The 975-nt window shown below is 65.6% G+C and carries 1 protein-coding gene; it reads left to right on the top strand.

The genetic code is table 11. The annotated features are described in order from the left end of the window. On the top strand, nucleotides 1-975 hold a 975-nt coding region (locus ACP7B1_RS24545; protein WP_426137403.1), incomplete at both ends, for an NAD(P)H-dependent oxidoreductase.

Genomic DNA, 975 nt, shown 5'->3' with positions numbered 1-975 from the left:
CACCGCCTCGGCCCTGACCGCGGCGATGGAGGGCGGCAGGATCGCCGTCACCGACAATGCCGACCTCATCCTCGAAAATGACCTGATCGACGTGGTGATCGATGCGACGGGCGTTCCGGCGGTCGGGGCCGAGATCGGCCTCAGAGCCATGGAGCACGGCAAGCACCTCGTGATGATGAATGTCGAGGCGGATGTGACCATCGGCGCGTACCTGAAAAGCGAGGCGGACCGCCTGGGCGTCACCTATTCGCTGGGCGCCGGCGACGAGCCGTCCTCCTGCATGGAGCTGATCGAGTTCGTCTCGGCCATGGGCCATCCGATCGTTGCCGCCGGCAAGGGCAAGAACAACCCGCTCAACATCGACGCCATTCCCGACGATTACCAGGAGGAGGCGGCACGCCGCCACATGAATGTGCGCATGCTGGTGGAATTCGTCGACGGCTCGAAGACCATGGTGGAAATGGCGGCGATCGCCAATGCCACGGGGCTTGTCCCCGACAAGGCCGGCATGCACGGCCCCGCCGCCACGCTGGACCAGCTCAACAAGACGCTGATCCCGCAGAGGGATGGCGGGCTGTTGTCGCGGGTCGGCGTTGTCGACTATTCCATCGGCAAGGGCGTGGCACCGGGTGTGTTCGTGGTTGCCGACATGTCGCATCCGCGCATTTCGGAGCGGATGGAGGATCTGAAGATGGGCAAGGGCCCGTATTTCACCTTCCACCGGCCCTATCACCTGACCTCGCTGGAAGTGCCGCTGACCTGCGCGCGCGTCGTGCTCTACGGCAAGGCCGACATGGTGCCTCTGGCGAAACCCGTGGCGGAAGTCTGCGCGGTGGCGAAGAAGGACCTGAAGGTCGGCGACACGCTCGATGCGATCGGCGAATATTGCTACCGCGCCTGGATCATGACGGCGCCGGAGGCGCGCGCCGCCGGAGCCATCCCCTGCGGCCTGTTGCAGGGTGGCACGGTGACGGC

The organism is Phyllobacterium sp. SL163 (assembly GCF_049896885.1).
GTDB classification, from domain to species: domain Bacteria; phylum Pseudomonadota; class Alphaproteobacteria; order Rhizobiales; family Rhizobiaceae; genus Phyllobacterium; species Phyllobacterium calauticae.
Note: the sequence above shows the minus strand (reverse complement) of the source record. Positions and strands in the feature narration are given on the sequence as shown.